Below are 23,322 nucleotides of genomic sequence, written 5' to 3' on the forward strand. Positions count from 1 at the left end.
AGCGCGCCTCGGTCAATCAAGATTGGGCCTCAGCCAGCGTTCGGCGGTGGATAGATCGACACCGCGGCGCTGCGCATAGTCTTCCAACTGATCGCGGCCAATGCGCGCGACGCCGAAATACTGGCTTTCCGGATGCCCAAAATAGAACCCGCTCACCGCGGCCGTAGGGAACATCGCGAAGCTCTCTGTGAGCTCCAGTCCGACGTTTTTCTCCGCTTCGAGCAATTCGAACAGGATCGGCTTAAGGCTGTGATCGGGACAGGCAGGATAGCCCGGCGCAGGGCGGATGCCGCGATATTGTTCTTTGATCAGCGCCTGATTGGTCAACTGCTCACCGGGAGCATAGCCCCACAGATCGGTGCGTGTGTGCTGATGCAATCGCTCGGCGAAGGCCTCTGCAAAACGGTCTGCCAAGGCTTTCAGCAGGATGTCCGAATAATCATCCTTGTCAGCTTGGAAACGCGCACTGTGCGAGTCGATACCGTGGATGCCGACCGCGAAACCGCCAATCCAGTCGCCCGCCGGGTCGATGAAGTCAGCGAGGCACATATTCGCGCGGTCGCGGCTTTTCTTCACTTGCTGACGCAGGAACGGGAGCACGACATGCTCCTCGCGATTGACCCGGTGGATGGTCACATCGTCACCATCCCGTGCGCAGGGCCAGAAGCCGCACACACCGCGCGCGGTCAGCCATTTTTCCTCGACAATCTGATCGAGCATCGCCTGCGCATCTTCAAACAGAGGCCGCGCGGCTTCTCCGACGACATCGTCTTCCAAAATCGCGGGGTAATTGCCGTGCAATTCCCATGCGCGGAAGAACGGCGTCCAGTCGATATACTCGCGCAGATCGGCCAGATCCCAATCGTCGAAAACATGCACACCCGGTTTGTCCGGCGGCGCTGCTTTGTCGCTGAGATAGGCGTCGTAATAATTGGCCCGCGCTTCGTCCAAAGTTAGCAATGCGCTCTGTGCTTTACCTGCGCGGACGTCGCGGACATGCGCGTAGTCACCGGCAACTTCTTGCACGAAATCATCGCGCAAAGTGTCGGACAAGAGCTTACTCGCCACGCCTACGGCACGGCTCGCGTCGAGCACATGGATCACCGGCCCGTCATAGGCCTCGTCGATCCTCAGCGCGGTGTGAACTTTGCTGGTCGTCGCACCACCAATCAGCAGCGGCATAGTCATATTCGCGCGCTGCATTTCCTCGGCAACGGTCACCATTTCATCGAGCGAAGGCGTAATCAGACCTGACAGCCCGATCATGTCGACGTCCTCTTCTTTGGCGACTTCGAGGATTTTGGACCACGGCACCATCACGCCCAGATCAATCACTTCATAGCCGTTACATTGCAGAACCACGCCGACGATATTCTTGCCAATATCGTGCACATCGCCCTTCACGGTGGCCATGATAATCTTGCCCTTGGAGGCCTGATCTTCGGGTGCCATGCCTGCCTTCTCTGCCTCGATAAACGGGATCAGGTGGGCGACGGCCTTCTTCATCACGCGGGCAGATTTGACCACTTGCGGCAGAAACATTTTGCCGCTGCCGAACAGATCGCCGACGACATTCATGCCGTCCATCAGCGGGCCCTCGATCACTTCGATGGGTCGGCCACCGCGTTCTTCAGTGGCGGCGCGCATTTCTTCAGTGTCCGAGACAATATCCGCGTCGATGCCTTTGACCAACGCATGCTCAAGCCGCTTTTCAACGGCCCAACCGCGCCATTCCTCAGCTTCCTTTTCGGCCTTCGCGTCCTTGCCTTTGTAGCTTTCGGCAAGGTTGATCAATCGCTCGGTCGCGGTCTCTTCACCCTCGACAGGGCGCATCAGGATCACATCTTCGCAGGCATCGCGCAACGTGGGATCAATAGTGTCATAGACATCAAGCTGGCCCGCATTGACAATAGCCATATCGAGGCCCGCCGGGATAGCATGATAGAGAAACACCGAATGCATCGCGCGGCGCACAGTCTCGTTACCGCGAAAGCTGAAACTCAGATTGGATAGTCCGCCTGATGTCTTGGCATGCGGGCAATTTGCCTTGATCTCGCGCACCGCCTCAATGAAATCGAGGCCGTAGCGATCATGCTCCTCAATACCGGTCGCAACAGCAAAGATATTGGGATCAAAGATGATGTCCTCAGGCGGGAAGCCGATGCCGGTCAGCAATTCATAGGCGCGCGAACAGATCTCGATCTTGCGCTCTTTGGTGTCAGCCTGACCCGTTTCGTCAAACGCCATCACGACCACGGCCGCGCCGTAATCCATGCATTTGCGCGCTTGCTCTAGGAATTGCTCTTCGCCCTCTTTCATTGAGATCGAGTTGACAATGGGCTTGCCCGAAACGCATTTCAGACCCGCTTCGATCACTTCCCATTTGGAAGAGTCGATCATCAACGGAACGCGCGCGATATCAGGTTCCGCCGCAATCAATTTCAGGAACGTCGTCATTGCGTGAACTGCGTCGAGCAGCCCTTCATCCATGTTGACGTCGATCACCTGCGCACCGTTTTCGACCTGCTGACGAGCAACCTCGACAGCCGTGTCATAGTCATCCGCCATGATCAGCTTTTTAAACCGGGCAGAGCCGGTCACATTGGTACGCTCGCCAATATTGACGAATTGGGCGGTTTGGGGCTGTGTCATTATGCTGCGATCGTGAAAGGTTCGAGGCCGGCAAGGCGCATTTGCGTGTCGCGTTGCGGCAATTTGCGCGGAGCAAGCCCTTCAACCGCACCCGCGATCGCCGCGATATGTTCAGGGCTGGAGCCGCAACACCCGCCGAGGATATTCACTTGTCCGTTCTCCGCCCATTCGCGGACCAGTGACGCAGTGGTAGCAGGCAGTTCGTCATATTCGCCGAGTTCGTTGGGCAGTCCCGCATTCGGGTAAGCCATCAGCTGCGTATCGGCGATCTTGCTGAGCATTTGGACATGCGGGCGCAATTGCTCCGCGCCGAACGAACAGTTCAGCCCGACAGTAATCGGATTGGCGTGGCGCACGGCATACCAGAACGCTTCGACCGTATGGCCAGAAAGATTCCGGCCCGACAGATCGGTCAGCGTCATCGACAGCATGATAGGGACATCGCGGCCCAGCTCACGCTCCAACTGCTTGACCGCCATCACGCCTGCTTTAGCGTTGAGCGTATCGAAGATCGTCTCGATCAGAATAAAATCGCAGCCGCCTTCAATCAGTGCAGCTGCTTGCTCGTGATAGACGGACGTCAGATAGTCGAAATCGATTTCACGAAAGCCCGGGTCTTCGACATCAGGCGATAACGACAGCGTCTTGTTAGTCGGACCGATAGCACCTGCAACGAAGCGCGGGCGGCCATCCATCTCTTCGAATTCATCGGCCAGTTTGCGCGCAATCTTGCCCGATTCAACATTGATATCGCGCACCAATGCCTCTGCCGCATAGTCGGCCTGGCTGATGACATTGGCAGAGAATGTGTTGGTCGCGATCACATCCGAACCGGCATCCAAGTAAGCGCGGGTAATGTCTTCGATCACATCGGGCCGTGTCAGCGCAAGAATGTCATTATTGCCCTTTTGGTCGGCTTTCAAACCCAGATCACCGGCGTAGTCCTCTTCAGACAATTTGCGGTTCTGAATCTGCGTACCGAATGCGCCATCGGAAATCAGAACGCGCTTGGCGGCTTCTGCGTTGAGTTTCTCACGCGCGGTCGAGAGGGGTGTCATTGGGCATCACCTTTGGGACGCATCCCGAGCATATGGCAAATCGCATAAGCGAGGTCCGCGCGGTTCAATGTGTAGAAATGGAAATCGCGCACACCGCCGGCATAGAGGCGGCGGCACAATTCGGCAGCTACAGTAGCCGCAACCAATTGGCGCGAAGCAGGCCGCTCGTCCAAACCATCGAACAAGCCGTCCATCCAAGCCGGTATTTCAGCGCCGCAAGCACCCGCGAATTTGCGGGCCTGGGCAACGTTGGTCACGGGCAAAATACCAGGGAGCAGCGGAGCAGTGATACCCTTCGCCGCCGCTGCATCTTGAAAGCGGAAGAATTTGTCAGCGGAGAAGAAGAACTGGCTGATCGCGCGCGTGGCACCGGCATCCAGCTTGCGCTTCAGATTATCCAAATCGCTTTGCGGGCAATCGGCATCGGGGTGCGTTTCAGGATAGGCCGCGACCGATATTTCAAAGTCGGCGATCTCTTTCAAACCTGAAACCAGTTCGGCAGCGTTTGCATAACCATCGGGATGCGGCACAAACGGCGCGCCCGGCTCGCCCATATCTCCGCGCAGAGCGACAATGTGGCGGACGCCTGCTTCCCAATAGTGCTCCGCGACTTCGCGGATTTCTGCCTTGCTGGCATCGACGCATGTCAGGTGCGCCGCGGCAGGCATCTGCGCTTCTTTGATGATCCGCGCGACCGTGTTGTGCGTGCGTTCGCGCGTGGAACCGCCTGCACCATAAGTAACCGAGACAAAGCTTGGATCGAGCGGTTTCAATTCCTGCACCGCATCCCATAGCTTCGCTTCCATCTTCTCCGTTTTGGGAGGGAAGAATTCGAAGGACGCATTGATATCGCCCGGCAAGCCGGAGAAGAGCGGCGTGTCGACAGCGGTTTGCGCTTCGCGTTTCGGGTCTAGCTCATTGGTCATCGGACTGCCTCTTTCTGATCGGTAGAGGCGGGAACACCGATGCGGGTCCCAAGCCATATTTTCACAGTCAATTCGCCTTCATCAAGCGCAATGGGCTTAGCCGGCTGATAGCCCGCCTCGCGCAGCAGATCGCGGATCGCTTTATCGGTAAAGCCCAGCCGGACATGCGCATGGCGATCGCGCAATTCTTCGTGATCATGCGCGGCAAAATCGACAATCGCGATGCGACCGGCAGGCCGTGTGACGCGTGCCGCTTCAGTCAGTGCCGCTGCTGGATCCTGCGCGAAGTGCAGAACTTGGTGCAGCAGCACGGTGTCGAAACGGTGCGCTTGAAATGGCAACGCAACAAAGTCGCCCTGGACCAACTCAATGCCGTCGCTCGGGAGGTTCTGCAGCTTGGCGCGCGCAACGCGGAGCATGTCGAGGCTTTTATCGAGCGCGACGATATGATCCGCTTGCGGGGCGAACAATTCAGCCATCCGGCCGCTGCCGGTACCGATATCGAGCAACTGGCCAAGCGGCTCCTCACCCAATGCCTGGAACAAACGTTCTTCGACCTGCTGATCGGGGCTGTGTAGTTGGCGCAGCTCATCCCACTCGTCGGCATGGCGTGCGAAGTAAGATGCTGCGTTTTCCTCGCGCGCGCCGCGGATATTCTTCAACTGCCGCCGGTCGTCGGCGCACATCGTGGCAAAAGCGTCATCCTCGCGCTCTGCTGTCGCGAGCAGGCGCGACACCGCTTCACCTACCGGATTGCCGCGCTCATTGCCGACGGAAGCGCGCAGAAACACCCAGCTTCCTTCGCGGTGACGCTCTGCCAAACCCGCATCGCACAAGATCGCTACATGGCGTGAAACACGCGGCTGGCTTTGCCCGAGAACCTGCGCCAATTCGCCCACCGCCAGTTCCATCGCTGACAGCAGCCGCATAATGCGGAGACGCGTAGGATCCGCCAGTGCGCGCATGGTGGTTTCAATCTTCATGTCGGAGGGCATATAAAGATATCGTTATATCTGCAAGTGGATACGGAACTTTCCTACTCCGCAAACGGCCGATAGGATGTGTTTCATCAACTAACCCCCGTGAAAGTGCGTCATGAAATATACCAAATTCGGCAATACCGGCCTGACCGTCTCGCGATTGTGCCTCGGATGCATGAGCTTCGGCGATGCCGCGGCAGACGGCCATGATTGGGCGATGGACGAAGACGCTTCGCGCCCGATGATCCGGCAAGCGCTGGAAGCGGGGATCAACTTCTTCGATATCGCCAATTCCTATTCCGGCGGAACCTCCGAGGGAATCACCGGCAAACTGCTGAAAGAAATGTCGCGGCGCGATGAGGTTGTGATCGCGACCAAGGCATTCTTTCCGTGGCGGCGAGCACCCAACACCGGTGGTCTCTCTGCCAAAGCACTAATGCATGCGGTGGATGACAGTTTGCGTCGTCTCGGCACCGATTACATCGATCTCTACCAAGTCCACCGTCTTGATCTGGATACACCGATGGAGGAAATCCTTGAGACGCTCGATGCGATCGTTCGCTCTGGCAAAGTCCGCTACATCGGCGCGTCGTCTATGTACGCATGGCAGCTGATGAAGATGCTGCATATCTCCGAGATAAAGGGCCTGAAACGCTTCATCTCGATGCAGAATTACGTCAATCTGCTTTACCGCGAGGAAGAGCGCGAGATGCTGCCGCTGTGCGCCGATCAAGGTGTCGCGGTGATGCCGTGGAGTCCAATGGCTCGTGGGAAATTGACGCGACCTTGGGATGTTGAGACGGATCGTTCGCAAACTGATCTGGTCGGCAAAGCACTCTATTCGCGGGCTGATGCGAATGACCGTGCAGTTGTCGATGCCGTGGCAGCGCTGGCCGAAAAACGCGGGTTACCAATGGCGCAAATCGCGCTGGCTTGGGTACTCCACCAAACTGCAGTGACTTCACCCATCATTGGTGCGACCAAACCGAAGCATATCGAAGATGCTGTGGCAGCGCTTGATGTCGAATTGTCGCGAGATGAGATCAAGGCGCTCGAGGCACCTTACGTCCCGCATTCGGTTTCAGGAATTTTCGGGATGCCGAAGCATGATCTGGAAGTCAGCGTTCTCGGCGAGGGCTAACGCCGCTTCACACTGCGCCGGTGAAGCAGGCACACCGGAACTCGTCGCTCGGTCGCTTCTTCACCGCCCAATGCAGCGCGCACCAGTAAAGCGCCCGCGACATCAATGTCCGGCTCTATCGTGGTCAAAGGCGGGTTCGAATATTGGCCTGCTCGAAGCCCGTCAAAACCGATCATCGAGCAATCCTCGGGAACCGAAATACCTTCAGCGTTGAATACTTCCAGCACACCCAATGCAATCGTGTCCGTGCTGACAAACAAACCATCGAATGGCTTGCCGGAAGCGATCAATTCCCGGGCGGCTTTGCGGCCTTGTTCTTCGCGATCAAGACTCTCATCGACCGTAAACAATACCGGCTTCAGACCGCGATCTGTGATCGCTTTGGCATAGCCATCATTGCGTTCGCCGAATTGCTTCTGCGGCGAGTCCGCCGACCCGATATGAACAACATGCTTACACCCGGCATCAAGCAATTCAGTCGTTGCCAAAATGCCGCCTTCATAATTGTCCGAGCGAACCCATTCCAGCTCATCAAACGGAGAGCTCCAATAGGCCACCGACCGTCCATCACCGCTCAATTCACGAAAGTAATCCCACGCTGCGTTATTCACGCCGGTGCCGATCACGATCATTGCATCTGCCTGGCCGCGCTCTTCATATTTGCCGAAAAACCGACCTTCCTCAGATTGGAAGGACACTAGCGTTTCGTAACCCTGCTTCGCTCCAGCCGCGCAAACGCTGCCAAGCAAAGAGAAGTGGAACGGGTTCAGACCACTGGCCGATTCATCAGGGCGGCCAATCACGACAACAGCCAGAGTACCTGTCTTACCTCGCCGCAACCGTGCAGCGCGCTCGTCCACAACGTAGCCCAGTTCTTCCGCGGCCTTCATCACTTTGGCACGCGTCGGCTCGGTTATCGCAGTTGAGCCAGCGAGCGCACGCGATACGGTCGATTGACTGACTCCGGCACGCTCGGCGACGTCGAACGACGTGACCCGGTAGCGCGCTTTGCGCTCTGTCATAGTTTCCCTCTCCATATTCTGTGCATACCTATCCCAAGAATGCGAGCGTTGGGCAAGTGGCCCGTAACCACACTCGGGGACCAGATGTGATTAAGGCCGGATCTGACCAGAGCCATGCACCAGATATTTGAAGCTGGTGAGTTGCTCTAAGCCGACAGGACCGCGCGCATGCATCTTGCCAGTGGCGATACCGATTTCCGCACCCATCCCGAACTCGCCGCCATCGGCAAATTGGGTCGAGGCATTGTGCATCACAATCGCGCTGTCGATTGCAGTCATGAACTGGCGCGCAGCGTCATCGTTTTCAGTGACTATTGCATCGGTGTGGCCGGAAGAATGCTCTGCCACGAAGGTTACCGCCTCATTCAATCCATCGACTAGCTTGACCGAGGCAACCGCATCCAAGAATTCAGTGCCGAAGTCGTCATCGTTTGCCAGCCTCAAACGACTATCAATCGCCACCGAATCCGGATCACCGCGCAGTTCGCAATCGGGCATCGCATCAGCCAACATTGGCACGAAACGCTCGGCTACCACTCGATCAACTACAATGCTTTCGGTCGCCCCGCACACACCTGTCCGGCGCAGTTTGGCGTTGCGGACAATTGAGACTGCCTTTTCGAGATCGGCGTCAGCGTGAACATAACTGTGACAATTGCCGTCCAAATGCAGCAATGTCGGTACCTTTGCTTGATCGCGCACCAACTCAACCAGTCCGCGGCCACCGCGTGGGATCACCAGATCGACATAATCCACCGCGCAAAGCAAATCGGAAACGGCATTGCGATCGGTTGTGCCAACGGTTTGCACAGCATCTTCGGGCAAGCCCGCAACCCGCAGACCAGCTTGCATACAGGCGACGATCTCTCGTGTGGAATGCTGGCTTTCAGATCCTCCACGCAGGATTATCGCATTACCTGATTTGACGCACAATGCGCTCGCATCAGCACCGACATTCGGGCGGGATTCGTAGATCATCCCGATCACACCAATGGGCACCGCGACGCGCTCAATCTTCAAACCGTTGGGGCGGTCGAACTCGGCCAGTTTCCGCCCGACCGGGTCAGGCAATTCTGCAATGTTCTCAAGCGCCGCAGCCATGCCTTCGATACGGTCCGCAGTGAGAAGCAAACGGTCGATGAAGGATTCGGGCTTGGTAGCCCGAACGCTCTCAACGTCTTGCTGGTTCGCTTCGAGCAGCGTCGATGTCGCCGCTCGCAAGGCGTCGGCAGCAGCTGCTAGCGCATGATTCTTCGCTTCGGTGTTCGCTGCAGCCAATCCGCGCGCGGCCACTTTGGCTCGCTTACCAAGCGTAGCGATAGTGAAAACAGAATTGGCCGCTGAGCAGTCCATAGCTTCGTATTAGCACAAACGTGCAAACGGCGAAGTTGAGAAAAGCTTGGCTATACTAAAGCCCGCGCACCTCAGCCTAAGCCAGCTATCCTCAAATGATCGGTAACAGATGCTTCGACCGAATATTCTTCTGCTATTGCGCGCATCGCAGATGGCGTTGCGCTATTCTGCATCGCGCCGGCAATAGCATCCGCAAGTGCTACTTCGTTCTCTACCGGAACCGCTGGACGACCCAATGCCGCAAACATCTCCGTCAACCCATCGGAGCAATCCGTCGTTACGACATCGCAACCAGCGGCCATCGCTTCCAAAGGTGCGGCAGGCAAGCCTTCCCAGCGTGATGACAGCACCATGATATCACTGGTCGCATAGGCTGAAGTTGGATCGTCAACAAAGCCGGCGAATTCAACCCGGTCCGCCACCCCCAATTGGTCGACCAGAGCTTTCAGTTCCGCCTCCAGTGAACCATCACCAAGGATACGCATCTGCCACGGCAAGCCCTTGATTCGCGCCAGCGCTTTGATGAGATTAGCGTGATCCTTCTGATATTCGAGACGTCCGACCGAGAGTAGCTTGCACTGCTCGCCTTTCGCACGTGCACGAGCGCGCCCACCGAGTGCGAGCATTGCTTCAGTTACGTAAGCGTTTTTGACCGCGCGGAATTTGCGTCCAACCGATGGCATCAATTGCGCATAGGCCTTTGCATCGGCCTCGCTCAGCGTAAGACAGATATTGCCGCGCGCCACCGTCTGCTTGAAACGTGCCGTGCGGATGGCAGTGACAAAACCGCTCATGCCGGGACGCGAGATCGGGTTCGTAATCTTCTGGATGATCTTGGTGGTCGTCGCCCCCGCGATTTTGCGTGCGACGGCTATCGTGAGATTGCTCTGATTACCTGCCGAAAAAATCGCGGCGGGTTGATGCTGTTTGATCATCCGGGAGAGCGACGGGATCTGTTGAACCAGCTTCAACCCGCGACCGCCAAACGGAACCGAGGGCACAATCCGAACAGTAACCTTATGCGAGATCAATGAGGCGAGTGGCCCCTCACGCTTAGTCAGCCAAAGCTCGCTATTCAGGCCGCGCTCAGCCATGCCGTTTGCCAGCAGGATCGCAACCCGGTCCAGGCCACCATTGCCTGGCTCGAACAGGAAGTGGACGACGGGTCTACTATGATTGGATGCAGCCTCACCGGCCATTGGTCAGAATTTCCTCAGCCAACACCAAATCCTCCGGCTTATCGACATCAATCACTGCTTCCGGCTGCGACAACACCACTGGTTTCACGGCAACACCCAGCCGCTGCCCGGCACGGCGAAGTGCTTCCGGAAATGCAATTGTCCGCGTCAAAGCGCGCAGCAGTAAGATAGGCCCGAAGCGCGACATGATCGACAGGCTCTTTTTCCGATCCTGCTCAACGCCAGACCACAGTTCGAGCGCCGCAGCCACATTCGCATTGCGCAAGGCGAACAGGTTTGCGCCTGAATAATGCCCATCGGAAAATTTCAGCCACGTTCGTTTGGTCTCGGGATATGCCGCTTCGACAATCTTCCGCTCTCCGACACCGACCGCTAGGTCAACATCACCTACGCCGCATAGAAATTCCTCAACCATCGCGCTCGTCAGCAAGGCATGATCAGCGGTTGTTATCAGCACAGGCCAAGGGGCAGAATTTGAACCAGCGATCGCGGCAATGCTCGATGCAATTCCCGAGCCGCTGGATGCAAGACCAACTTTTGGATTGTCAGCCAATTCCGCCGTATCGCCGGCAAGCAAAAGCTCCGGCTCCTGCGCCAGAATGACAACCCTAGCGATGCGTGAGCTGACCAACAAAGTGGCGCATACACGCGAGAGCATTGATTGCCCGCAAACCGGAATCAACGCCTTATACTTCTGACCGCTTGCTTCAGCCATCGGGTCGACACCCGGGCGTTGACCAGCCAGCACAATCGCTGTCCAACCGTCAGGCTGCCCTTCACTCACGTCCCAGAAACTCCGCTATCGCCATTGCCGCCCGATCAGCGGAACTCCGGATCGGGTCAAGGTCAAAGGTCTGGCGTAACGCCTTTTCCTGCTCCTTGCGGTAGTGATCTTGCAGCGGAACGGCTTGCTCCAACGCTTCGCCCAAACCGTCCGCGTCATCAACGACCGGCCCGAACTTCCAAAAGGCATAGTTTGGACTATCCCGCCAATCGGCATCGTGTGAATTAAGGAATATCGCCGGACGCGGCTGCGCGATAAATTCATATACTTGGCTGCTGACATCGCCAATATAGACGTCCCCCATCCGCGTATATGTCATGTCGACGCTGTTCGGACTGCCTTCGTCGATATGGATATGGTCTAGCCGTTTGAAACGCTCCGGTACCGTCTGTCGCCAGCGTAACACACGATGCTCGACCGAGGCCAACAGCTTCCGGCGGAACAGCATCACATGCGGGGCAACCACCAGATTGTACTGTGTCTGTCCGGCAAAATACTCAAGCAGCGGTATTCCAAAATCATACCATGACGATAGTCTGGGATCGAAATGCGGGTTGTAGAACACGACCGGCCGATCATTTGCGAATATCGGCTGCTCACTCGCGCGGACTCGCGAGTCAAACTTGGGGTAGCCGACCACTGCCGAGGCATCGCTGCGGATCAATCCAGCCTCGAGCATCCTACCTCGCGTTTTCTCACCTGGCAGCATAACAAAGTCAAAATGTGCATAGTCAGGCGAGAAGCCGATTGAGCGATCACCCGCGCCATGGGGAAACATAATCAGCTTTGTATCGGTGAGGCCGAACTTTGTTTTCAGCATTGTCGATGTTGTTTCGGGCACAACCAGCGCATCGTAACTGCGAAGTAAGTCCAAATTTGCGGCAAGGAACCCGACCCGCCCCAACGGAGCTGCTCCGCCGATCATATTCTCGGCCAAGCCTAACGCCTTGCTTGGCTTAAGCGAGTGAATGGTTGGCGCATCAAGATCCGGGTCGAGGTGCCGTTTCACAACTTCGCTCTGCGCATCGCTAGAGGATAGAACATCGACGATCATCGACGGACATTGCTTGCGCAGCGCAGAGATAATCGGTGCAGTATGCGCGATTTGATGCAACTCGTCATGGTTGAACAAGAAGCCCACTTTCAGGCGGTTTTGCATTGGATTTCGCTTGCTCAAGATGGGGGCCAATGGACTAAGACTCGCGTATAGCTACCGCCTAACGCAAAGTCACTTGTATCACCGTATTTGAAAAACCGCAGAAACCGTTATAGTCGGGTTATCGAGTGCCCAACCCAACCCCGTGAAAGACCGCAACCATGAGCGCCGACACCCACCCGATCGCGGGTGAAAAGCGTGACTTGCGCAAGGGCGCGTGGCAAATCCTCAGTGGGTTTGGTGTGCGGATGGCCGCGCGTATTCTGCTGATTGTATTCGTCGCGCGGATGTACGGGATCGAGGATTTCGGTCGACTGGGCGAAATCGTAGCAGTGGTAGAATTGCTCGCAACCTTTGCAACCTTCGGTTTGGCGAAGGTCCTACTCGGTAGGCTGAGCGAAGACGGACAAGAGCATCAGGCAGCTTCGCGGATCGCCGAGGCTGCCGGGCTCGTTGCCATCCTGTCATTCTCGATGACTGCAATTTTGTGGGCGGCATGGCCACTTCTGGCTTCGCAATCGATGGCTGGGTCGGAGTTCGTGCTGTTCGGTATTCCACTGATCGCATTGTCCGAGATTGCGACCACCGCAACGCGCCATTTCCGCACCGCATTCTGGGATACTTTAGTCAAAGCACTGGTGAAGCCGTGGAGCTTCCTCATTCTCGCGGTCGCGGCCTATTATTGGCTTGCAGGCACAACGCTGCCTTCGGGCAAAGTGATTTCGTCCGAGCAAGCTTTGCTCGGAGCTTATATTGGATCGCTGGCCCTAACCGCCTGCGCGGCATTGTTCGCAACCACCATATCATTCGGTCGCGGCTTCTTCGCAGGCGCATCGCGGCCAACCCTTGGCGGAATTTTCGATCTCGCCAAACGCAGCTTCCCAATCGCGCTTAATGATACCAGCGTGTATGCCTTCCGCCGGATCGACATCATTATTCTCGCGGTGGTAGCAGGCCCCAAGGCAACCGGGATTTACTACCTCGCACAGCAAATCGCGACGGTCGTCGAGAAGGTCCGCTATCTATTTGAGCCAGTGCTCGCACCAATTGTCGCGCAGAGCAAATCGCTCGACACGATCGGCGAGCATTTGAGACGCTTGGGCTGGTTTATCTTCGCGGCTCAGACGGCCATTATCGTCCTGTTCGCGATCTTCGGTGAGCCTTTACTCACATGGTTTGGTTCCGGCTTTGCGTTCGGACTCTTCGTGGTCCTGGCGATTCTGGTCGGCGAATTGCTGGATGGAAGCTTCGGCTTGTGTGAACTACCAATGGTCTATCGCCACCCGGTCTGGCCTCCAAGAATGGCGCTCGCTGCCCTAGCAATCGAAGTGGTCCTCGTTTGGATTCTAGCGACCCAATTTGGCGCGCTCGGCGCAGCCATCGGCTTTGCCACAGCAATGCTGATACTCGCTGCAATGCGGATCATTGCTGTCAGATCGCTCTACGGATTTAGAGTGCTAAGCTGGAGGCAACCAGCCGTAGCAACGCTAGCCATCGGAATTGTACTGGCCACAAACACTGCCCTGATACCGACTGTCTTTAGCTAGAATGCAATGGTGCCGCTTAGAGGATTCGAACCTCTGACCCCATCATTACGAATGATGTGCTCTACCACCTGAGCTAAAGCGGCGTTTTGCAGATCGGCTTGCATTGCAGTGGTGTTGCAATCCGCGATCGGCAAATATTTGCCCAAGACTATGGAGGCCCGAGCCGGAATCGAACCGGCGTGCACGGTTTTGCAAACCGCTGCGTCACCACTCCGCCATCGGGCCTCACCCCTTGCGGAGAGGCGCAACTAGCGACTTAATTTCGCGAGTGCAATCCTAGGTTTTCACCCAATCGCCTATTGGGCTGGCCAGCGGCAAAAGTTTCGCTATGAAACTTGCCCATGAGTGTGAGTGATTTGATCCAGCCCATCAGTGCTGATGATGGTGCAGTAACCCTTCCCAATGCCAAGACATGGATGCAAGGCCGCACACTATATGGCGGTGCTTCTGCGCTACTGGCCTATACCCACGCGATCCGTAAGTTTACCGATTTGCCGCCATTCCGTGCGGCGCAGGTCGGGTTTGTCGCGCCGATTGGAGAGACATTTGAGCTCACGAGTGAGATCATAAGGCAGGGGCGGAATGTAGCGCAGTTAAGAACCGAGATCATTTGCGATGGCAAAGTTGCGCTGACCGCGTTCTGGTTGTTCGGAACCGGCCGTGAGGCCAACGCACTTCACCCTGCCGCCGCCGTGCAACCGCCAGCAGGCAGACCGGAAGATTCCAGCGCGGTCGATGCACCCTATGCACCGGAATTTCTGAAAAACAACTACGATGTCCATTATACGCCAGAGCGACGAGCCAGCGAAGAGCCAGTGATCCGCAGATGGACACGGCTGAAGGAACCTTCTGGTATCGATCCGGTCTCTGAACTGATCCTTATGGGTGACACCTTGCCGCCCTCAGCCGCCAGAATTATGCAACGCCGCGGCCCTATCAGTTCGGTCAATTGGTCCTTCAACCTGCTCGATCCTGAACCCGTCACACGCGATGGTTGGTGGCTTGCCGAAACGGCAAGCGATCACGCGGATCAAGGCTATTCGAGCGAGCGGCTCAGGCTTTGGAACGCCGATGGCAAGCAAATGCTATCGGGCATCCAATTGGTCGCGATATTCGGTTAGCCGAGCAAGACGCGCGGCTCCGAACGATCAAACGTCTTCGAAATTAGGTGTGCGTTTGGCCATGCCCGCCATCACTGCTTCAATCTGGTTCTTTGTCCGCATGATGCTGTGCTGCTCTAGGCTTTCTTCCATCAGAATCGCATCGCCATCGAAGTCGGCCATTTTGTTCGACAAGCGCTTGGCACCGCGGACAGCATGCGGATTGCGATTTGCAATCTCGGTCGCAATTGCGGTGGCGCGCGAAAGCGGATCTGTGTCCACGAAGGTTGCCAAACCATACTCAAGCGCTTCCTCGCCGCTAAACTGGCGATTGGTATAGATCAATTCGCGCAGCACATCATCGCGCACCAAATTGCGCCACAGATCGAAGCCGCCCATATCTGGGACGAGTCCCCATTTCATCTCCATAATCGCCATGCGCGCGTCGGGTGCGACCACACGAATGTCAGCGCCGCTGGCAATCTGCATCCCGCCGCCGAAGCACACGCCATGAACCGCGGCAATCACCGGCACTGGAAGCTTGCGCCACTGCGTTGCGACCTGCTGAAACTTGTTCGAATTGCCGTAGGTGCGCTCGGTTAGTGGTGGCGTATCGGAAGAAGGTTCGGCACCGAAGTTAGACGTATCGAGGCCAGCACAGAAACTTGGGCCTTGGCCAGAAAGAACAACCGCACGCAGCCCCTTCATATCATGCAATGCCTGCCCGGCCTGAATGATCCGTTCGAACATTTCAGGATCGAGTGCATTCATCTTGTCGGGTCGCGTCAAGCGTACCTGCGCGACACCATCGTCACCAAGCTCAATTGCGACGCGATTGTTTTCCTGAAATTGCATATGCCTCACTCAATGTTGCTGATGCGCTGTTTCTGCTTCTTATCCGCTGGTAGCGATCAAGAAGGCGGCTGTCATCCGTACTCTATGGTGCGAGCTGAATCGCTGTAGGACCGGAATCTATCGTCAAAAAATAGCCACCGGACTGGCCAGTCGCAACCATCCACGACAGTCTAAATGGATGTAGCTTGGATCTGATACGAGATATGTTGACCTCGACCCGATTGGTCTCCGGGTCGTGGCCGAGGCGCCAGACATCTTTGAGGAGGCGCATCCGCGAAACAACAATATTTGGCGTTTCGGCCAGGCGCCAAAGGACTTCAAATTCACGCGGATGGAAGCCGATCCAGCTCCCGCCAATCAGCCCGTCGCGATGGAATAAATCCAATTGAATGTCACCCGCTTGCAGAAAACGCGGGAGCGTTTCATGTGGGCCGACAACGTCATGTTCTGGTTCAGAAGCAGTCGGCGATGTCACTGCCTGAAACGCGCTATTATTGGGCTACATCCTTGGCTCGGCATACGAAACACGCCTCATGCTTAGAACTTGCCGCCAGCCCGCATACTATAGGCTTTCTCGCGCGTGACGATAAGATGATCGACCACTTCAACGCCGAGCACATACCCAGCTTCAGCGAGTTTTCGTGTAGCCATTATATCATCATCGCTCGGCTGACAGCTGCCCGAAGGATGATTGTGAGCCAGCACAAGCGAGGAAGCGTCGACGGCAAGCGCACGGCGGAACAGATGTGTTACATCCAATCGGACATTGTGCGCGCTGCCCCAGCCCATCTTCTCGTCAATGAGATACTTGCCCTCATTGTCGCAGAAAATAACCAGCAAGTTCTCGCCTGAACTACGGCAAAGGCGTGACCGCAAATAGGCCAAAAATTCGGGGTCGCGCGGATTTATAATCGTGCTTTGCAGTTTCTCATGCCTCGCCGCATCGACCAGATCGCGTGCGGCAAAGATCAGATCGCATACCTGACCATAGCCGTCTTCGATCTGACGCCATTGCGACCGCGGCGCAGACAAGGCTTGAGCTAAGGAGCCGAACTGGCTGCGCAACTGCGACGCTAGCTTTGGGGCCGCTGGTCCCGCGAAGGGGGCGAGGAGGTCCGCCATGACCTGTAATTGCCGTGGCGTTTCACCCGCCTGTGATGGAACCAGATCCCGAACGCCAGGATGATGGTCTGAAAATAGGACGGTCCGACCATCATCACCGCATAGGCGATGGGAGATATCCCATCCGCCACGCCGCGCGCGAGATGTGCGAGAATCGCCAGAATTTGAAAACCTGCCAACCATAATGTGTACATCCGGTTTGCCCGCAGGGCGATCCAGATCAGCATCGCGCCTACCGACAAGTCGATCAAAAAGAAAACAGTATCCGTAGTTTGAAGAGAGGCGCTGCCTCCGACCAACCAAAAATACAATCTGGTCGATACTGCCATCCAAAGAATGGTATAACTGGCCCATCTTTCTGGCCCTGCTCCATATCGCAGCGCTGCCAAAACAAGCGCTATTCGCGATAGAAACTGAATCAGTGAGCGATAGTCATTCCAGAACTCCAGTACCGTCAGCTCTAATCCTCTCTCAAGCAATCTCTTCCAGAGTTGGCGCAGAGGCCGACTGTATTGCAGCTGCGGGAACATCAGTAGGAATCCCCGCATCATCCACTGCATGCACGCGCGCTACCTTGCTCAATTCGTCATGGACACGCAACAAGTTCGTGGACATCGACATTGCTTGCTGCTCTGCTTGCGTGAGGCGCAAAATCGCACGTTGACCGGTATCTACAGGAACATCCGGGTTTTGGCGGGCCTTGAGCATGGCCTGCTTCAGCTTTGCACAGGCGAGCATTGCTTCGTCAGAGAGAGCTTCCGCTTCACGGACCAATTTTTTCAGTTTCAAAGCATCAGTGTAGATCATGCTACTCATTGTGGTGTCTCCAGCGGCTCAAGGCCCGCGAAGAAACTTCGTTATGAGCCCTGCATATCGGTTCGTATCTCGGCTGTACCATCGAGTACTTCACTCACCGTCAGAGCTGCAGAAACAGTCAAAATCACTGCAGCAGCAATGCCAGCGGCGATGCCAAGCATCGCTATAGAGCGGTACAAGACGGCTTGTTCGCCATCGAGTTTGGATGGGACGACCACTGGTTCCCGGGATCCTGTCCAAGGCGCATCGATGAGGACGTGATGCGAATCAGAAAGGACGATCTCACCAGGGTCGACCCGGCTCTGCTGATCGGAGAAAACCGGCTCTTTGGCAGCCTGAGGAAAACTGTATTTAGGTTTCCTTAAGGGGCCTTCAGGTGCGTCTGTGTAGTCGGAAGACAGGCGATATTGTTCCACTAGAGCGTTGAGATTTTCGACCCCGAAACGATCCTTAAGTGTGCGAATATGCTGGTTAATACGGGTTTCAGATACACCCATTTCGTCCGCGATTACTGCAATCGGGACGCGGCGATCTATGCGCTCCATCACGGCGCGTTGTTTTTCAGTCAGCGGCTTCTTGGCTGCCCCCGCCATTGTATTCTCCTGAGCCTCATCAAGGTGCACAGTAAGTTATTGTGCGCTGCGAATCAACGAATCTGGGGGCAAATAGGTCCTAATTGAACCAAACTGGGGCGATTCGCGTCAACTGCCGTTGACGCCGAGCGATGCAAGGTAGCGTTTCACGTTGCGCGCAGCTTGGCGAATGCGCTGCTCATTCTCAACCATAGCAATGCGAACGTAACCTTCGCCCAGCTCACCATATCCAACACCGGGTGCCACGGCGACCTCGGCATGAGTCAGGAGCTGCTTGGAGAATTCCAGGCTACCCATATCTTTCAACGCAGGCGGCAAAGGCGCCCATGCAAACATTGAAGCAGGCGGCGGCGGGATATCCCAGCCAGTGCGAGAGAATGCATCGACCATGACATCACGGCGCTTTTGGTAAAGCTGGCGGTTGGTTTCCACGATATCCTGTGGCCCATTCAGAGCGGCACAGGCGGCGGCTTGGATGGGTGTGAACGCACCGTAATCGAGATAGGACTTCACGCGCGTCATTGCCGCGATCAATTCCTTATTGCCAACCGCAAAACCCATCCGCCAACCGGCCATGGAGTATGTTTTAGACATGGAGGTAAACTCGACCGCGACATCTTTGGCCCCCGGAACCTGAATAATCGACGGTGTTGGATTGCCGTCATAATAAAGCTCGGAATAGGCAAGGTCGGAAAGTATCCAGACTTCGTTTTCCTTCGCCCACGCGACCAGCCGCTCATAAAACGCCAGATCGACCACTTCCGCGGTTGGGTTCGATGGATAGTTGACCACCAACACGCTTGGCCGCGGTACAGTGAACGCCATCGCATTCTCTAGCGCGCGCCAATATTCTTCATCGGGCGTTGTCGGCACAGCACGAATAGTCGCGCCGGCGATAATGAAGCCGAATGTATGGATCGGATAGGATGGATTGGGTGCAAGGATAACGTCGCCCGGTGCGGTGATCGCATTGGCGAGGCTGGCAAGCCCTTCCTTCGACCCCATGGTCACGACGATCTCTGTTTCAGGATCAAGATCGACGCCGAAGCGCCGCTCGTAATAATTCGCCTTGGCCTTGCGCAGCCCAGGAATTCCCTTTGACTGCGAATAGCCATGCGCATTCGGCTTCTGCGCCACTTCGCACAGCTTATCGATCACATGCTGCGGAGGCGGCTGATCAGGATTGCCCATCCCCAGATCGATAATGTCGCGCCCCTCCTGTCGCGCGGCCGCGCGCATCGCATTCACTTCTGCAATCACATAAGGCGGCAGTCGTTTCATGCGGTAGAAGTCGGTGTTCATTATCTATCCTGAGAAATTCGAATTCAGTTGGACCCTTTCATTGTTGTGACGCATTCGGGAGTCAGGTGCAATCATGCATCCACTTCATTATAGTGAAGTTGCAGTATCGCCCCCTTCTCGAGCTACAGGACCATCATGGCTGACAAAAGCGACCCCGCCGATCTCTTTCAGGACGCTATCGGCAAGCAGACAGAGATGTTACAGAAATTATTCGGTGGTTTCCTGTCAGGCGACCAAGCGCAAACGCCGCCGACGATGACAGGCATGATGCCACCAATGTTCGATCCGTCCGCCTTTGCCGGATTGTCGGCAGCGCAGAATATACCGCAAACCATGCAGGGCTGGACTGAGGTCAGCAGCAAGCTGCAGAAGATGTGGCTCGACTTTCAAAACGAGCAGAAAATGTCAGATGAACCACCGATAGCGGTTGTCGATCCCATGCAATGGGCTGGCGTTATGCAAGATTGGTTTGGGCAGATGCCGTTGACCGAGCCCGAGAAGCAAAAGGAGCTTTGGGAAGAGAGCCTGCAATTGTGGCAGACGGTGCTGGGTAGATACGGGATTGGCCCTGAAGCCATGAACGAGGCCGAGGCCGATCTACCGCGCAAGGATCGCCGCTTCAAAGATCGTCGATGGAGTGATCAACCCGCCTTCGCTTTGATCCACCAAACCTATCTGCTCGTAGCCGAACGTTTGAATGCGATGGTTGATGACGTGCAGGGCTTGGATGACGCGAAACGCGAACAGCTCCGCTTCGCAACACGGGCGATGATTGAAGCCAGCAGTCCCGCAAACTTCGCCGCGACCAACCCGATCGTGCTTGAGCGCACGATGGAGGCGAAGGGCGAAAATCTGATCAAGGGAATGGAGCACCTGATCACTGATCTCAAGAAAGGTCAGCTGACGCATACCGATCCCGACGCCTTCACTCTAGGCGAGAACATCGCCGCGACACCGGGCAAGGTGGTGCACGAAACACCGATGTACCAGCTTATCCAATATAGTCCGACGACGGATGACGTGCTGGAAACGCCGCTGGTGATCTTCCCGCCATGGATCAACCGCTTCTATATTCTCGACCTCAACCCTAAAAACAGCTTCATCCGCTGGGCGGTCGAACAGGGCGTCACCACTTTCGTAGTCAGCTGGAAGTCCGCCGATGAAAGCATGGCTGACGTGGTGTGGGACGATTACATCCTCGCGCAGATCGATGCGATCGATCACATTCGCGAGCGGCTCAAAGTGCCGTCAGTCCATACAATCGGATATTGTGTGGCCGGGACGACACTCGCTGCGACGCTCGCGATCCTCCATCGCCGCAAAGGAGAACAGAAGGTCAAAAGTGCCACCTTCTTTACCGCACAGATCGACTTTTCCAAAGCGGGCGAGTTGCTCCACTTCATTGATGACCAACAACTCGCCAGTCTCGAAACACTAACGCCGAAGGGCTATCTTGATGGCCGTTATATGGCCGCGGCGTTTAATCTGCTGCGCGGTGAAGGCCTGATCTGGAACTATTGGGTCAACAACTACCTGCTGGGTCAGGATTATCCCGCTTTCGATCTGCTGCATTGGAATGGCGACGTCACCAACCTACCGGCGAAATGGCATCAGGATTATTTGAAAGACCTCTACCGCGACAATAAGCTGGTGCAGCCTGATGCGATGGCCGCGGACAATACGCCGATTGATCTCACCAAAGTGAAGACGCCAACCTATGTTCAGGCTGGCAAGGAAGATCACATCGCGCCGGCCGAAAGCGTTTGGCACATTACCGACCATTTCAAAGGCCCGCTACGCTTTGTGCTCGCGGGGTCGGGCCATATTGCTGGCGTGGTCAATCCACCATCCTCGGGCAAATACCAGTATTGGACCAATGAGGATAAGGTCTCGTCGCTCGAAGAGTTCAAAGCGGGTGCGGTCGAGACACCAGGCAGCTGGTGGCCTGATTGGATTGAGTGGCTAGAGGTTCAAGACAGCACCAAAATCCCCGCAAATGGCAAAAGAAAGCCGGGCGGACACGGAGATAAAGTGATCGAAGATGCTCCTGGAAGCTATGTAAAAACGCGCTAAACCAAGCGCTTATCAACTTATTGTGCACTGCACAAAAAACTCTTGACTTCGCAGCTGCAATGCCTATTTTGTGCAGTGCAACATAAAGAGCCATCCGCTCTCACGAAGCAAAGAGGTTTATTATCATGGCAACCAACGCCAGCAAAATCGATGTCGCTGCAGAAAAGGCTTATGCCGAAGCTGCTGCCAAGAAGGCTGAAACGAAATCGGACGACGCCAAAAACGACGTAAGCGTCGCTGCAATCGCCAAAGCAGTTGATGCAGAAAAGCCTGCTCCTGCGAAGAAGGCTAAGAAAGTACCGGCCAAGAAGAAGCCTGCCGCACGCAAAACTGCCGCGAAGAGGGTTCCTGCCAAAAAGAAGGTAGCGGCGAAGAAAGCTGCTCCTGCGAAAAAAGCTACTGCCAAGAAGGCTGCGGCGAAAAAGGCTCCTGCCAAGCGCAAGCCAGCCGCGACCAAAACAACCAAGAAATCTACTGCAAAGGACACTGTAATGACCAAAGCACAAGACAAAGCCGCTGATTACACCGCACAAGTCAAGGAAAGCTTCGCTGACCTGCAGGGTCGCGCTAAGACTGCCTACGACAAAGGCACAGAGCTCGCCTCTGAAATGGGTGAATTCACCAAGGGCAACGTTGAAGCCGTTGTTGAATCGGGCAAGATCCTCGCCGCTGGCGTTCAGGACATGGGCAAAGTCTATGTTGAAGACGTAAAAGGCGCTGTCGAAACGATGACTGCCGACGTTAAGGAAGTTGCTGCTGTTAAGTCGCCAACTGACTTCGTTCAGTTGCAGGGCCAAATCGCTCGTCGCAATGTCGACGCAACTGTTGCTGCAGTTTCGAAGAACACCGAAGCATGGGTTAAGCTTGCTAACGACGCTTTCGCACCGCTTTCGAGCCGTGCCAGCGTTGCAATGGACAAAGTCCGCAAGGCTGCCTGAAGTTAAAGGCTCATCGGGCGCAAGCGTTCATGCGTAGGCGTTCAATGAGCTGAAGAGTTCACCGGAAATCTCCCTCCCTTTCCCGGTGAAACACATAAACGGGTCGGACGGCATCCCCGTCCGGCCCGTTTTTTGTTGTCTCGGTGCTATCACAAAGCCAGTGCAAGAGTCCGTTAATCGCACGCCGCTACAATCTCTCGAACAATTCTGGCGCTGCATCGATAATCTGCCCTTGCGAATGCCGCGCGCCTTCCGATATTAGAGCTTCAATGATTTCGACACTCCCTCTCGCTCATGACACCTCAATCGCAATTCGCGCTGCCGGTGACGGCAAGCCTGATGATGGCGATAGCAGCGGTGGCGGCGACAGCGATGTGGGCGTCGTCACCAAGACACAGGCCAAAACCAAGAAACCGAGCCAGTACAAAGTGCTGCTGCTGAACGATGATTACACACCGATGGAATTCGTGGTGATCATCCTCAAGCGGTTTTTCCGGATGGATATGGAGCAAGCAACACGCGTCATGCTGCATGTTCACCAAAAGGGCGTCGGCGTGTGCGGCATCTATTCCTACGAAGTCGCCGAAACTAAGGTCAATCAGGTGATGGATTTCGCCAAAGAAAACCAGCACCCACTACAATGCACTCTTGAGAAAGCCTGAGCAGTCCCAAACAACGCAGCACCGCTTTGATTGTATTACAAAA

At 55.9% G+C, this 23,322-nt stretch carries 22 protein-coding genes and 2 tRNA genes; 6 read left to right on the top strand and 18 right to left on the bottom strand.

Going from position 1 to position 23,322, the window contains the following annotated elements; all coding sequences use genetic code 11:
• Nucleotides 1-12 precede the first annotated feature (12 nt).
• Genes metH through J9777_RS09715 form a run of 4 tightly spaced genes read right to left on the bottom strand, consistent with a single transcriptional unit; the run spans nt 13 to nt 5,619 of the window.
• A complete protein-coding gene (gene metH / locus J9777_RS09700; RefSeq protein ID WP_209348492.1) occupies nt 13-2,652 on the bottom strand; it encodes a methionine synthase in 2,640 nt (879 codons plus the stop codon).
• On the bottom strand, nt 2,652-3,710 hold the full coding sequence (locus tag J9777_RS09705) for a homocysteine S-methyltransferase family protein (protein ID WP_209348493.1): 1,059 nt from the start codon (nt 3,708-3,710) through the stop codon (nt 2,652-2,654). Before J9777_RS09705 ends, metH begins: the two co-directional genes overlap by 1 nt.
• Complete coding sequence (gene metF / locus J9777_RS09710; protein ID WP_209348494.1) at nt 3,707-4,636, bottom strand: methylenetetrahydrofolate reductase [NAD(P)H]; 930 nt, start codon at nt 4,634-4,636, stop codon at nt 3,707-3,709. Before metF ends, J9777_RS09705 begins: the two co-directional genes overlap by 4 nt.
• Nucleotides 4,633-5,619 carry a metalloregulator ArsR/SmtB family transcription factor gene (locus J9777_RS09715; RefSeq protein WP_209348495.1) on the bottom strand — a complete coding sequence of 329 codons (987 nt, stop codon included), beginning with the start codon at nt 5,617-5,619 and terminating at the stop codon, nt 4,633-4,635. Before J9777_RS09715 ends, metF begins: the two co-directional genes overlap by 4 nt.
• Before the next feature lie 112 nt (nt 5,620-5,731).
• Here J9777_RS09715 and J9777_RS09720 point away from each other — a divergent pair, with 112 nt between their 5' ends.
• Entirely contained in the window at nt 5,732-6,757 is a 1,026-nt protein-coding gene (locus J9777_RS09720; RefSeq protein WP_209348496.1) for an aldo/keto reductase, read from the top strand.
• On the opposite strand, the gene J9777_RS09725 is transcribed toward J9777_RS09720, so the two are convergent.
• The 5 genes from J9777_RS09725 to J9777_RS09745 form a co-directional block, all read right to left on the bottom strand.
• Complete coding sequence (locus J9777_RS09725; protein WP_209348497.1) at nt 6,754-7,779, bottom strand: substrate-binding domain-containing protein; 1,026 nt, start codon at nt 7,777-7,779, stop codon at nt 6,754-6,756. The two genes, J9777_RS09720 and J9777_RS09725, sit on opposite strands and share 4 nt — an antisense overlap.
• A 90-nt stretch (nt 7,780-7,869) precedes the next feature.
• Nucleotides 7,870-9,132, bottom strand: coding sequence for a glutamate-5-semialdehyde dehydrogenase (locus J9777_RS09730; RefSeq protein WP_209348498.1), 1,263 nt, complete (start codon nt 9,130-9,132; stop codon nt 7,870-7,872).
• A gap of 71 nt (nt 9,133-9,203) precedes the next feature.
• Complete coding sequence (locus J9777_RS09735) at nt 9,204-10,331, bottom strand: glycosyltransferase (RefSeq protein WP_209348499.1); 1,128 nt, start codon at nt 10,329-10,331, stop codon at nt 9,204-9,206.
• Nucleotides 10,321-11,115, bottom strand: coding sequence for an NTP transferase domain-containing protein (locus J9777_RS09740; RefSeq protein WP_348631974.1), 795 nt, complete (start codon nt 11,113-11,115; stop codon nt 10,321-10,323). Before J9777_RS09740 ends, J9777_RS09735 begins: the two co-directional genes overlap by 11 nt.
• Complete coding sequence (locus J9777_RS09745) at nt 11,108-12,274, bottom strand: hypothetical protein (protein WP_209348500.1); 1,167 nt, start codon at nt 12,272-12,274, stop codon at nt 11,108-11,110. The genes J9777_RS09740 and J9777_RS09745 overlap by 8 nt, the downstream gene beginning before the upstream one ends.
• 158 nt (nt 12,275-12,432) lie before the next feature.
• Between J9777_RS09745 and J9777_RS09750 the strand changes: the two genes are divergently transcribed.
• Nucleotides 12,433-13,818 carry an oligosaccharide flippase family protein gene (locus J9777_RS09750; protein ID WP_209348501.1) on the top strand — a complete coding sequence of 462 codons (1,386 nt, stop codon included), beginning with the start codon at nt 12,433-12,435 and terminating at the stop codon, nt 13,816-13,818.
• A gap of 7 nt (nt 13,819-13,825) precedes the next feature.
• On the opposite strand, the gene J9777_RS09755 is transcribed toward J9777_RS09750, so the two are convergent.
• Together J9777_RS09755 and J9777_RS09760 are read right to left on the bottom strand one after the other, a co-directional pair.
• Nucleotides 13,826-13,901: transfer RNA gene (locus J9777_RS09755), tRNA-Thr, on the bottom strand.
• 68 nt (nt 13,902-13,969) lie between these two features.
• Nucleotides 13,970-14,043: transfer RNA gene (locus tag J9777_RS09760), tRNA-Cys, on the bottom strand.
• A gap of 116 nt (nt 14,044-14,159) precedes the next feature.
• Between J9777_RS09760 and J9777_RS09765 the strand changes: the two genes are divergently transcribed.
• Complete coding sequence (locus tag J9777_RS09765; RefSeq protein WP_209348502.1) at nt 14,160-14,939, top strand: thioesterase family protein; 780 nt, start codon at nt 14,160-14,162, stop codon at nt 14,937-14,939.
• A 27-nt stretch (nt 14,940-14,966) separates the two neighbouring features.
• On the opposite strand, the gene J9777_RS09770 is transcribed toward J9777_RS09765, so the two are convergent.
• From J9777_RS09770 to J9777_RS09800, 7 genes are all read right to left on the bottom strand, one after another.
• Complete coding sequence (locus J9777_RS09770; protein WP_209348503.1) at nt 14,967-15,773, bottom strand: crotonase/enoyl-CoA hydratase family protein; 807 nt, start codon at nt 15,771-15,773, stop codon at nt 14,967-14,969.
• A gap of 82 nt (nt 15,774-15,855) precedes the next feature.
• The gene (locus J9777_RS09775) at nt 15,856-16,248 is read right to left on the bottom strand and encodes a winged helix-turn-helix domain-containing protein (RefSeq protein WP_209348504.1); all 393 of its coding nucleotides are present in this window, start codon (nt 16,246-16,248) and stop codon (nt 15,856-15,858) included.
• 62 nt (nt 16,249-16,310) lie between these two features.
• Entirely contained in the window at nt 16,311-16,805 is a 495-nt protein-coding gene (locus J9777_RS09780; RefSeq protein WP_209348505.1) for a JAB domain-containing protein, read from the bottom strand.
• Between the two features lie 41 nt (nt 16,806-16,846).
• Nucleotides 16,847-17,425, bottom strand: a complete 579-nt coding sequence (locus J9777_RS09785) for a hypothetical protein (protein ID WP_209348506.1) — start codon at nt 17,423-17,425, stop codon at nt 16,847-16,849.
• Nucleotides 17,367-17,711 carry a hypothetical protein gene (locus tag J9777_RS09790; protein ID WP_209348507.1) on the bottom strand — a complete coding sequence of 115 codons (345 nt, stop codon included), beginning with the start codon at nt 17,709-17,711 and terminating at the stop codon, nt 17,367-17,369. The genes J9777_RS09785 and J9777_RS09790 overlap by 59 nt, the downstream gene beginning before the upstream one ends.
• 41 nt (nt 17,712-17,752) lie before the next feature.
• Nucleotides 17,753-18,304, bottom strand: a complete 552-nt coding sequence (locus J9777_RS09795) for a LuxR C-terminal-related transcriptional regulator (protein WP_209348508.1) — start codon at nt 18,302-18,304, stop codon at nt 17,753-17,755.
• 108 nt (nt 18,305-18,412) lie between these two features.
• Nucleotides 18,413-19,606, bottom strand: coding sequence for an LL-diaminopimelate aminotransferase (locus tag J9777_RS09800; RefSeq protein ID WP_209348509.1), 1,194 nt, complete (start codon nt 19,604-19,606; stop codon nt 18,413-18,415).
• Between the two features lie 135 nt (nt 19,607-19,741).
• Here J9777_RS09800 and phaC point away from each other — a divergent pair, with 135 nt between their 5' ends.
• The 3 genes from phaC to clpS all read left to right on the top strand — a co-directional run bounded on the left by phaC (nt 19,742) and on the right by clpS (nt 23,279).
• Complete coding sequence (gene phaC, locus J9777_RS09805) at nt 19,742-21,679, top strand: class I poly(R)-hydroxyalkanoic acid synthase (protein ID WP_245228564.1); 1,938 nt, start codon at nt 19,742-19,744, stop codon at nt 21,677-21,679.
• Nucleotides 21,680-21,804: 125 nt separating this feature from the next.
• Nucleotides 21,805-22,617: a phasin family protein gene (locus J9777_RS09810; RefSeq protein WP_209348510.1), complete on the top strand. Its 813-nt coding sequence runs from the start codon at nt 21,805-21,807 to the stop codon at nt 22,615-22,617.
• Nucleotides 22,618-22,886: 269 nt separating this feature from the next.
• The gene (clpS, locus tag J9777_RS09815; protein WP_245228565.1) at nt 22,887-23,279 is read left to right on the top strand and encodes an ATP-dependent Clp protease adapter ClpS; all 393 of its coding nucleotides are present in this window, start codon (nt 22,887-22,889) and stop codon (nt 23,277-23,279) included.
• Nucleotides 23,280-23,322: the final 43 nt, after the last annotated feature.

The sequence above is a fragment of the Pontixanthobacter sp. CEM42 genome (assembly GCF_017812015.1).
Classification (GTDB): Bacteria; Pseudomonadota; Alphaproteobacteria; order Sphingomonadales; family Sphingomonadaceae; genus Pontixanthobacter.

What these genes read in the sequence shown, in the direction of transcription:
- metH (WP_209348492.1), bottom strand. Translation starts at nt 2,652, where the DNA reads ATGACACAGCCCCAAACCGCCCAATTCGTCAATATTGGCGAGCGTACC.
- J9777_RS09705 (WP_209348493.1), bottom strand. Translation starts at nt 3,710, where the DNA reads ATGACACCCCTCTCGACCGCGCGTGAGAAACTCAACGCAGAAGCCGCC.
- metF (WP_209348494.1), bottom strand. Translation starts at nt 4,636, where the DNA reads ATGACCAATGAGCTAGACCCGAAACGCGAAGCGCAAACCGCTGTCGAC.
- J9777_RS09715 (WP_209348495.1), bottom strand. Translation starts at nt 5,619, where the DNA reads ATGAAGATTGAAACCACCATGCGCGCACTGGCGGATCCTACGCGTCTC.
- J9777_RS09720 (WP_209348496.1), top strand. Translation starts at nt 5,732, where the DNA reads ATGAAATATACCAAATTCGGCAATACCGGCCTGACCGTCTCGCGATTG.
- J9777_RS09725 (WP_209348497.1), bottom strand. Translation starts at nt 7,779, where the DNA reads ATGACAGAGCGCAAAGCGCGCTACCGGGTCACGTCGTTCGACGTCGCC.
- J9777_RS09730 (WP_209348498.1), bottom strand. Translation starts at nt 9,132, where the DNA reads ATGGACTGCTCAGCGGCCAATTCTGTTTTCACTATCGCTACGCTTGGT.
- J9777_RS09735 (WP_209348499.1), bottom strand. Translation starts at nt 10,331, where the DNA reads ATGGCCGGTGAGGCTGCATCCAATCATAGTAGACCCGTCGTCCACTTC.
- J9777_RS09745 (WP_209348500.1), bottom strand. Translation starts at nt 12,274, where the DNA reads ATGCAAAACCGCCTGAAAGTGGGCTTCTTGTTCAACCATGACGAGTTG.
- J9777_RS09750 (WP_209348501.1), top strand. Translation starts at nt 12,433, where the DNA reads ATGAGCGCCGACACCCACCCGATCGCGGGTGAAAAGCGTGACTTGCGC.
- J9777_RS09765 (WP_209348502.1), top strand. Translation starts at nt 14,160, where the DNA reads ATGAGTGTGAGTGATTTGATCCAGCCCATCAGTGCTGATGATGGTGCA.
- J9777_RS09770 (WP_209348503.1), bottom strand. Translation starts at nt 15,773, where the DNA reads ATGCAATTTCAGGAAAACAATCGCGTCGCAATTGAGCTTGGTGACGAT.
- J9777_RS09785 (WP_209348506.1), bottom strand. Translation starts at nt 17,425, where the DNA reads ATGTTCCCGCAGCTGCAATACAGTCGGCCTCTGCGCCAACTCTGGAAG.
- J9777_RS09790 (WP_209348507.1), bottom strand. Translation starts at nt 17,711, where the DNA reads ATGAGTAGCATGATCTACACTGATGCTTTGAAACTGAAAAAATTGGTC.
- J9777_RS09795 (WP_209348508.1), bottom strand. Translation starts at nt 18,304, where the DNA reads ATGGCGGGGGCAGCCAAGAAGCCGCTGACTGAAAAACAACGCGCCGTG.
- J9777_RS09800 (WP_209348509.1), bottom strand. Translation starts at nt 19,606, where the DNA reads ATGAACACCGACTTCTACCGCATGAAACGACTGCCGCCTTATGTGATT.
- phaC (WP_245228564.1), top strand. Translation starts at nt 19,742, where the DNA reads ATGGCTGACAAAAGCGACCCCGCCGATCTCTTTCAGGACGCTATCGGC.
- J9777_RS09810 (WP_209348510.1), top strand. Translation starts at nt 21,805, where the DNA reads ATGGCAACCAACGCCAGCAAAATCGATGTCGCTGCAGAAAAGGCTTAT.
- clpS (WP_245228565.1), top strand. Translation starts at nt 22,887, where the DNA reads ATGATTTCGACACTCCCTCTCGCTCATGACACCTCAATCGCAATTCGC.